This is a genomic window from Marinobacter gelidimuriae (genome assembly GCF_000372805.1).
GTDB lineage: Bacteria > Pseudomonadota > Gammaproteobacteria > Pseudomonadales > Oleiphilaceae > Marinobacter > Marinobacter gelidimuriae.
On sequence record NZ_KB889947.1, the window covers coordinates 1 to 7,946 of the forward strand.

The 7,946-nt window shown below is 53.2% G+C and carries 9 protein-coding genes; 5 read left to right on the forward strand and 4 right to left on the reverse strand.

Going from position 1 to position 7,946, the window contains the following annotated elements:
- On the reverse strand, positions 1–812 hold an 812-nt coding region (locus tag A3OI_RS20825), incomplete at its 3' end, for an IS1595 family transposase (RefSeq protein ID WP_040475218.1).
- Positions 813–886: 74 nt separating this feature from the next.
- Complete coding sequence (locus A3OI_RS0117940) at positions 887–1,723, reverse strand: ATP-grasp domain-containing protein (RefSeq protein ID WP_018405592.1); 837 nt, start codon at positions 1,721–1,723, stop codon at positions 887–889.
- A 195-nt stretch (positions 1,724–1,918) separates the two neighbouring features.
- Between A3OI_RS0117940 and A3OI_RS0117945 the strand changes: the two genes are divergently transcribed.
- Together A3OI_RS0117945 and A3OI_RS0117950 are read left to right on the forward strand one after the other, a co-directional pair.
- Positions 1,919–2,299: a hypothetical protein gene (locus A3OI_RS0117945; protein WP_018405593.1), complete on the forward strand. Its 381-nt coding sequence runs from the start codon at positions 1,919–1,921 to the stop codon at positions 2,297–2,299.
- Positions 2,300–2,484: 185 nt separating this feature from the next.
- A complete protein-coding gene (locus tag A3OI_RS0117950; protein WP_026224287.1) occupies positions 2,485–3,132 on the forward strand; it encodes a nucleotidyltransferase domain-containing protein in 648 nt (215 codons plus the stop codon).
- Between the two features lie 105 nt (positions 3,133–3,237).
- Here A3OI_RS0117950 and A3OI_RS0117955 read toward each other — a convergent pair whose 3' ends face one another.
- Complete coding sequence (locus A3OI_RS0117955; RefSeq protein ID WP_228703034.1) at positions 3,238–4,599, reverse strand: RNA-guided endonuclease InsQ/TnpB family protein; 1,362 nt, start codon at positions 4,597–4,599, stop codon at positions 3,238–3,240.
- Positions 4,600–4,623: 24 nt separating this feature from the next.
- Here A3OI_RS0117955 and tnpA point away from each other — a divergent pair, with 24 nt between their 5' ends.
- Positions 4,624–5,028: an IS200/IS605 family transposase gene (tnpA, locus tag A3OI_RS0117960; protein ID WP_081622977.1), complete on the forward strand. Its 405-nt coding sequence runs from the start codon at positions 4,624–4,626 to the stop codon at positions 5,026–5,028.
- A 407-nt stretch (positions 5,029–5,435) separates the two neighbouring features.
- Here the strand turns inward: tnpA and A3OI_RS0117965 are convergent, their stop codons facing one another.
- A complete protein-coding gene (locus A3OI_RS0117965) occupies positions 5,436–6,239 on the reverse strand; it encodes a DUF3750 domain-containing protein (RefSeq protein WP_018405597.1) in 804 nt (267 codons plus the stop codon).
- A 235-nt stretch (positions 6,240–6,474) separates the two neighbouring features.
- Here A3OI_RS0117965 and A3OI_RS0117970 point away from each other — a divergent pair, with 235 nt between their 5' ends.
- Positions 6,475–7,101 (forward strand): TVP38/TMEM64 family protein, encoded by a 627-nt coding sequence (locus A3OI_RS0117970; protein ID WP_228703035.1) that lies wholly within the window; start codon positions 6,475–6,477, stop codon positions 7,099–7,101.
- Between the two features lie 407 nt (positions 7,102–7,508).
- The coding region (locus A3OI_RS0117980; RefSeq protein WP_018405600.1) for an FKBP-type peptidyl-prolyl cis-trans isomerase at positions 7,509–7,946 on the forward strand (438 nt) is incomplete at its 3' end.

Genomic DNA, 7,946 nt, shown 5'->3' on the forward strand with positions numbered 1-7,946 from the left:
AAAGGAATCATCCAGCTCTTCAGCCGGCTGTCGTAGGCATTCACGTTCTGGATGTGGAAAGCACCATCAACCCGGCGCTTTTGACTCGGGTTAATCGGTCGATGCGTAATGCCTTCNTTCTTGGCGAAGTGGACATAGACAGCCGCGCTGTCGGTACAAAGAATCGCGTCCGCGTCAACCAACGTGCGCAGCCGCTCCCCGACATGTAATGCATCAAGCTTCTTCAGTTTGAAGTCGGCCTGCTGGCCACTGCGATCTCTCACCACCAACACAGGGATCTGTTNGGCAGACAACCCACGACGCTTTGCACGTCCACCTCGCTTGCGAGGTGGACGGGGCAGATTTCGCTGACCTTTGAAGGACTCTAGGAAGAAGGTTTCATCTGCTTCGACAATGCCAGATACATGCTGGGCCTGATGATCAGCAATCTGGCTGAGGAAGCGGTGTCGCCACAGAAAAGCGGTGTTCTTGCTGACACCACACTGTATCGCCGCTTTGCGTACGCTCAGGCTCTGGGTCAGCGCCTGGGCATAGCCTTGCCAAAGATGGCATTTCCTCAATCGTGCCATAGGGGTGCCGGTCAGTGCATTGCTGGTTTTACCGCAGGCCTTACACCGATACCGAGGTAGACCACCGCTGAAGCCCCATGGCCGCAGCTCAGTGGCGTGGCAATGCACGCAGCGGCTGGGTACTTTGATTACGTCCTGTAACGGCCCGCCAACCCCGGAAAGACAGGATCTCAACTGATTGCGTTGCTCTGGGTTAAGGGTGGAGAGNTGTGCTATCCAGCGTGAGAACTGAATTGATTTCATGATCAACCTCTCGCATTTAGAGATATCACGGTTCAGTTTAGACCATGCAACAGCTAACGAATACATAGCCTTTTTTAAAGACCCGCAGATCTATGAATCAAATAGGAGGCGGTGGCGTCGAGGGGGTCGCGACCAAGGACGGCTGTCGCTCCGGGATGAAAGCTGGAAACTGGGTTCAGGTCGATGAAAACGGGATTGTCCTTTTCATCCAGAAGGTACTCGACTGCGCCGAGCTCCATCCTTGCGGCCCGTAGAATTTTTTTGACTGACTCGGTCACCTTCGGGGCGATTTCGCGAGGAGGCAAGAGGGTAACATCCGATTCCGGGTGAGCCAGGCAGTAGTTGAACTGGTCAGCTTGAATAGGTGAGCGGGCTTCGTAAAGGATGTCGGAGCCGAGGACTTCGATCCGGTGAACGCAGCCGTCTGCGGCGGTTAGCATCTCTTGCTCAATCCAGCCTTCTTCTCGACTGAAAAGTGCATCCGGGGCGGGTTCGCCGTCTTCAAGCGTCCGAATCCCTCGCCCAAAACCACCTGCAGGTGGCTTGAGAAGGACAGCTTGTCCATGTATGGCGCGTCCGCCGGGAACGGCGGGGTACGTTTGCGGCGTACGCACTCCGCACTCGGTAAAAAGCTTGGCTTGAGCCAGCTTACTGTAGCCGATCTGGAAGCAGAGTGATCCGTTGATCACAGATCTACCCTCGGCCTCCCAGGTTCGCAAAGAATGGGTGATCCGATCCGCCCGAGCCTTATCCCGCTCAGCAAGAAGGGAGGATACGCGGTTGACGATCAATCCATTCGCTACGATCTCCTCCGGATCATCAGCGACTTGCACTTTGATGCCCCTCGATTCTAAAAGGTCAACGAGGGGGCGAACCCATTCCGGGATATCTGTGAGAATTATAATAGACATTGATTAGTATCCGGCTGGCTGAGGCAAAGATCCCCGTGCTTGCCTAGCAAGGGGTTGCGCAGGGTTGCGCGAACAGCTTTCCGCAAAGCGGGCGTTTGATGCCTGGTTAATGTTGTCCCCGTCAATTGGCGCCTGAAACCTGCTCCATAACCGGGGCTTTGTGCCACGTCGAGCGATCCATCCAGGGGTCGCGCCTTGGTCAAGGCTTCGGAAAATGCAATCAGCACCCTCATCTGGCTGGTGGTGGGCCTGCACCTCGTGGGCTTGCTACCCGGATTGCTTGAGGCCATGGATAGCCTGGCCATCTCCGTGGGCGACACGCGCATATCCCTGTTGGCGGTCATCAAGCTACTCCTGCTGATGGGCCTTTTGTTAGTGGTTGCCATCTGGCTATCGGGCATTATCGACCGGCGACTGTCCAAGGAAGCTCGGGTTTGGGTTGCAGATCCGGAGGCAGGCTTCGGTAGTGTACGCTCTGATATCAATCTGGAGATCTGGCGCCGATTCAAGCAAGAAGGCCTGACTATCCCATTCCCGCAACAAGACCTATACATCAAGGAAGTGCCAGCGAAATAGAAAACCGGGACAGGTTTATGTGCCTTTTTTGAATTTTGCTTTGCAATTGCCGCTCATGCACATTGTACAGTAGTGCTCACGGTCCTCGTGCTTGGTGCCCTCTGCGATAATGATACCGCAGCCGTTTTAAGATGCCCATTTTGGGTATAGAATTACCCGAAATGGGTTTTAGGGGCGCCGTTAACATGCCAGCAATAACAAGATCGAACCGCACTGGGTTAGCGGATGCCCTGTTCTCAAAAACCCGCCAAAAGGTACTGCGACTGTTCTTTGCACGCCAGGAAAGGGACTTTTCGGTCAAAGAGCTTATCGAGCAGGCGAAAGCAGGTTCGGGGGCTGTGCAACGGGAACTGGTGCGTCTGGTGGATAGCGGCCTGGTGCAAGTGAAGCTGCAGGGGCGCCAGAAACGATATAGGGCCAATCCGGACTCGCCTGTTTTTCCGGAGCTGTCTTCTCTTGCCTCCAAGCTACTCGGCCCAGAACAACAGGTTGAAGACGCTTTCAATTCGATTAGCGATAAAATCGATCTGGCCCTGATTTATGGGTCGGTGGCGAAGAGAACCGATCATGCCAATAGCGATATCGACCTCATGTTGGTATCGGATTCCCTCACCCTGGAGGAGGTCTTTGAAGCGTTGGGGCCAGCAGAGATCAAGCTTTCCCGTACCATCAACCCAACCCTCTACAATCAAGAAGAGTTCAAGAAACGTCGAGCCAACAAAAACCCTTTTTTGAGGAAAGTCCTGGAAGGACAGTACATATTGTTGAAAGGGGGCATCAATGAATGCAGAAGCACTGGAGAACTTGGTTCGGATACACAAACTCCACCATGAGGCGGTAGACGCCAACGAGGTTCAAGGGCTTATCAAATCCGGTAACGTTCGAGTGAACTACCAACACTAAATCGAAGATTTTGAGTTGGCATCTGGGTAAACCTACTACGCGGCGATCTGATGCGCAGTATTTTCCCTTCTAATAACGATGGATTTGTGTGGTATCAGATCCATCATTATGGGGTTGGACACAAACCCCTTACAGGCTAGCCCTAAGGCCTCACCCGTTGCTTTTCTGAGGATATTAAGAGCGCCGTTGATGTCGGCGTTTATGATCCCGTGCTTGCTTTGATACAACCCTCGGCGGATTCGCTTTCCGCTGAACATAGGTACGACGTTTTCAGGATTGTTGCCGTAAACCGGCATGAAGTCGTTGTCCAGAGCGGAGGCTTTGGAGGTGTACGACTCCTCCTGAATGACGGTGGTGATGCCCAGTCCGTGACACTTATATTGGATTTGAGACATCAGAATCGAATGCGGAATACCAACAAATTTCTGGTTATTCACACGGCCAATATTGACCTCTTGCTTCCAGTGTTTGTTATAACCGATGACCAGTGTGCCGATATTGTTTTCCAGGCAATAAGAGGCAACCTTGCTGGACGCTCTGTGCAACAGGTCTTTTATCCGGCGATTGCGTTTATTGGTTACGGCGAGAATGTGGGCGTATTTGCCTTGAGAGCGAAGTCTGGCCACACGTTTGTTGTACCAGGCATTGATCGATTTCAGCGCTTTACCGTTGATCAGAACAGGGCGAACGCCCGGCTGATCGGTTGCGAGTGCGATAAGATTGTTGATGCCTAAATCGATCCCGGCCTTGCGGGATGTGTCAAGAAGACGGCAAAATTTGCCCGTCTCCACAACTTTTGATTCGTTGTAAATGATTTCAATAATGAAGCAGTTGCCCTTGGGTACAATTCTAACTTCAAGCGCAACGGTGTCGCCGACAGACGCGTTCCATTTTTGTGAAAACCGAAACTGCGTTTTGATCGGTGGCAATACGCCGTTGGCAAAATGCAACGTGCCGTCAACAAACTTGAAGCCGTTTCGACCGATGTGCACGGTGGCCGCTTTGCGGGCGTAACGTGGTTTTTGAGGCCGAGCTTTGAAGGCTGAAGGTGTTTTCTTGAACGCCGCTAAGGCGGCAAAAAACGCCTTCCATTCCTGACCGACAATCTGTGTGCTCCGCTGGGCAATGGCCGACGGGAGCTTGGTGTACAGTTCCGAGTTATTTCTCTTCAACCATTTATCGGTGTCGCGATGCGACAGCATCTGATCTTTGCCGTCAGGATGGTGCTGCATCACATAGGACGTGGCGTTCTTTATCCTGCGAGTAATCTGAGTGCAAACGCTGGCCCCGCGAAACGCCTCATGCTGCTTTCGAATAAGGATTTGCTGGGTGCGAATGTGGGTTGATTTCTCGTTGTTCATGTTGATAATATTACGACTTGAAATAATTGGTGTCAATTGTTTATACAGTGGAATGTTCCGATGAAAAGAAGCCATAATTCGTGCGATTACAAACTCCAATATCATTTGGTGTTGGTGACTAAATATCGGAACAAGTGCCTGAATGACGACATGCTGCTCTGGCTTGAAGATGAGTTCATCCGACTGTTAAGCGCCGATGACTGCGGGCTGGATGAGTTCAACGGCGAAGCCGATCACATCCACGCACTGATCACGCTTCACCCGATGGTTACACCGGCTAAACTGATCAACACGCTGAAAACCGTCAGCAGCCGAATGATCAAAAAGGAGTATGGCGCCCAGCTCAAAGAGTTTTACTGGGGCACAAACGCGCTGTGGAGCCGATCGTACTGCTTATTGTCAGTCGGTGGGGCGCCGATCAGCGTTCTCCGTGCCTACATTGAGAACCAGGACCGACCAAAATAGTCACTATCCATCCAACACTCAATCAGAGATTTTGAATTGGAATTCCGCTCACTTCGTTAAAGGACGCGGGTTCTTGATCAAGCCCATCGCAAGCGAAACCTCGCAGAATATGAAGGCGATATCGACGTAGACGCAGCGTTGGTGACAAGTCTCATGGAAATAACAGAAGAAATCAGGCGAGCCGTGGTTGCACTTGCCACAGGGTAAATCGCCCGAATACCCATATTGGGTAAGTAAATGGCCTCGCTCGTCGACCGACTTGCGGACGCCAATGTACTGGTGAACATTGAACGCTTTTCTTCATGGCTCGAAAAGACAAGCCTGCGCGACTGCTCATGATTCACGGCGATGTGGCGTTGTGGGGCGGTATTGATCGGTCGATTGCTGCCTGGTTAATGTTGCTCCCTTCAATTGGCGCCTGAAACCTGCTCCATAACCGGGGCTTTGTGCCACGTCGAGCGATCCATCCAGGGGTCGCGCAGGCCAATATGCCCAATTCCGGGCAATTTGACGGCCAAAGCCAGAGGGTCAATACCAATGTTGAGGCCGAGGATGTTCAGTTCAACACCTTCCCGGATACTCGCCATAAGGCCGAAATAACCATTGAGGGAGAACTGGTAGCCCGAACCGTTGGGAGCGTTCGCAAATACTCCGTCAGCGAGATAATCTTTTCCGATGGCAATGTTGGGCAGCGCAACATTCAGTTCGGGTACCTGCCGGATTACCCAGGCTACAAAGGTATTGCTGTTGGGCCCGGGCCAGGCTTTGTATTCATTCGCGAAGGGGTAGGCGTCGATAGCCGTCCGGATATTGATGATGGCGGCGTCCGCTTTCTCACCACGGAGATCTGCCAGCAACATCGGCGGGTTGCCATACCAAGCGGTATCCGGCTCACCGGGGCGGGACCGCACCGCCTTATAGCCCCAGCCAGTGACATCGTGAACCTCGTAGGTGGATGCTCCGCGCACCTTGGTCGCAATCCAGGTATGGACCGCAAAATTGCCGCGCCAGTTATAAGCTCGGGCACCATAAACCTGCACAATGGCTTCTTCCGTCTGGCCGGGTAGCGGCGCAATGCCTGCGCTGGAGCGATCGGCGTCACGCCAGCTCTGGCCAGACTGACTACTGCAGGCCGTAATCAGTGCGGGGCCTGCCAGCAGAACCAACAAAAATACGGTGGTTCTGATGAGCCATCGAAGGGGTTTCATCATTCCAGGGGTACCTCGGACTGCATGCATTGGTTGGTGATTAAAACCCAATCAGTATACGTCTCGTATAATATCAGGTATCAATACGAAGCATTATCGACAGCTACTATTATGGCCGTCTATATGGCTTCTGATTTCGCTTTAACCGCTTATCCCGGGGACCACGGCATCTGTGCCTGAAAAATCACGATTCGCACCCCGATCATTGCTGTTAATACTGCTACTGAGCCTGGTAGTGGTGTTGACGGTGACGGCTATCCTTTTGCCTATCGAGATCCGCTACTTATGGCGCTGGGGTGGCGAATTGGCAGGTCATCCCATGGCTATGGTTGGCATCGTCCTGGTCATGGCTGTGCTGATGAGCCTTGGGCTGCCAGGTAGCCTGTGCTTCTGGCTTATCGCACCTTTTCATGCACCTTTGTTGAGTGTCAGCGTACTGCTGGTTGGCAGCGTCGCCGGCGCAATGGGTGCATATCGCTTTGGCAAGGGCCTGGGTGATACCTGGAGACCCGGCTATTTGGCCAGGCAGGTACTCAACTTGCTTGGCAAACGCAGCGACTTTCTTACGCAATGTGCAGTACGCATATTACCGGGCTTCCCCCATGCATTCGTGAACTTGGCAGGCGGCGTATTAGGTCTGCCGTTGCTGGTTTTCTGTTGCGCCGCGATAGTCGGGCTGGCAATCAAATGGACAGTCTATGCACACGTGGTGCACGGCATGGTATCGGCTCGGCAAGCAGAGCAAGCAATGGACTTTTTTACTCTACTGCCTCTTGTCATCCTGGCTCTACTGCTGGCGCTGGGCGGTTTGGCAAAACGCTGGTTTTTGGGTCAATCAAAAGTCGACAGCCTCCCGCCCGGCTAACCTCCGAAAATAGACGACCTGGATGCAGCCTGCGCATGACTGTTCAGCGGGTGCGAAGTAAACTTGTCCCCCCTCAGTCTGTGCACCTGACAGATTAATGGTACCCAGATGTTATCTACCTCTGCCGGCGTCACCGGCCAGGAAAGCCCCAAGATTCGCATCAATGAACTGCAACTGCCCCTTGATCAGAGCCCTGAGGTCTGTTCGCCGCGTTGATTCTCGCGCAGATGGGCTTCAAGCCTATTGTGCTGGAGCGAAGTGCCGGGGTCAGGTTTTGTGTTTTGCTTCTGTCTTGTCCTTTCGTTGTAACCGCCTTAGTCTATTTCGTCGCAATTAGAACCATCACGGAAGGAATCAGCGCCGCCGCTGGTTATAATGGCGCACTTTGAACCTTCGCAGAGAATCCTATGCCAATCGAAAAGAATCAGGTGGTCTTGTTTCACTACAGCGTCAGTGATGAACAAGGCAAGGTCGTTGAAAACTCCCGTGGCGGCGAGCCGAACGCCTACCTGCATGGCCACGGCGGCATTATCCGAGGCCTGGAAGAAGCCCTGCAAGGTCGCGACGCCGACGAAAGCTTCAGTGTCACCGTCACTTCGGAAAAAGCCTACGGCCCGCGTAAAGCCGATTCCATACAGCGTGTACCGATCAAGCACTTGATCGGTGCCAAACGCTGGAAGCCGGGCATGGTCGCGCAGGTAGAAACCGAGCAGGGCCAGCGCCACGTGATCGTCGTTAAGGTCGGCCTCAAGTTTGCCGATATCGACAACAACCATCCGATGGCCGGTAAAACCCTGACCTTCGATGTCGACATCATCGAAGTACGCGCCGCCAGTTCGGAAGAG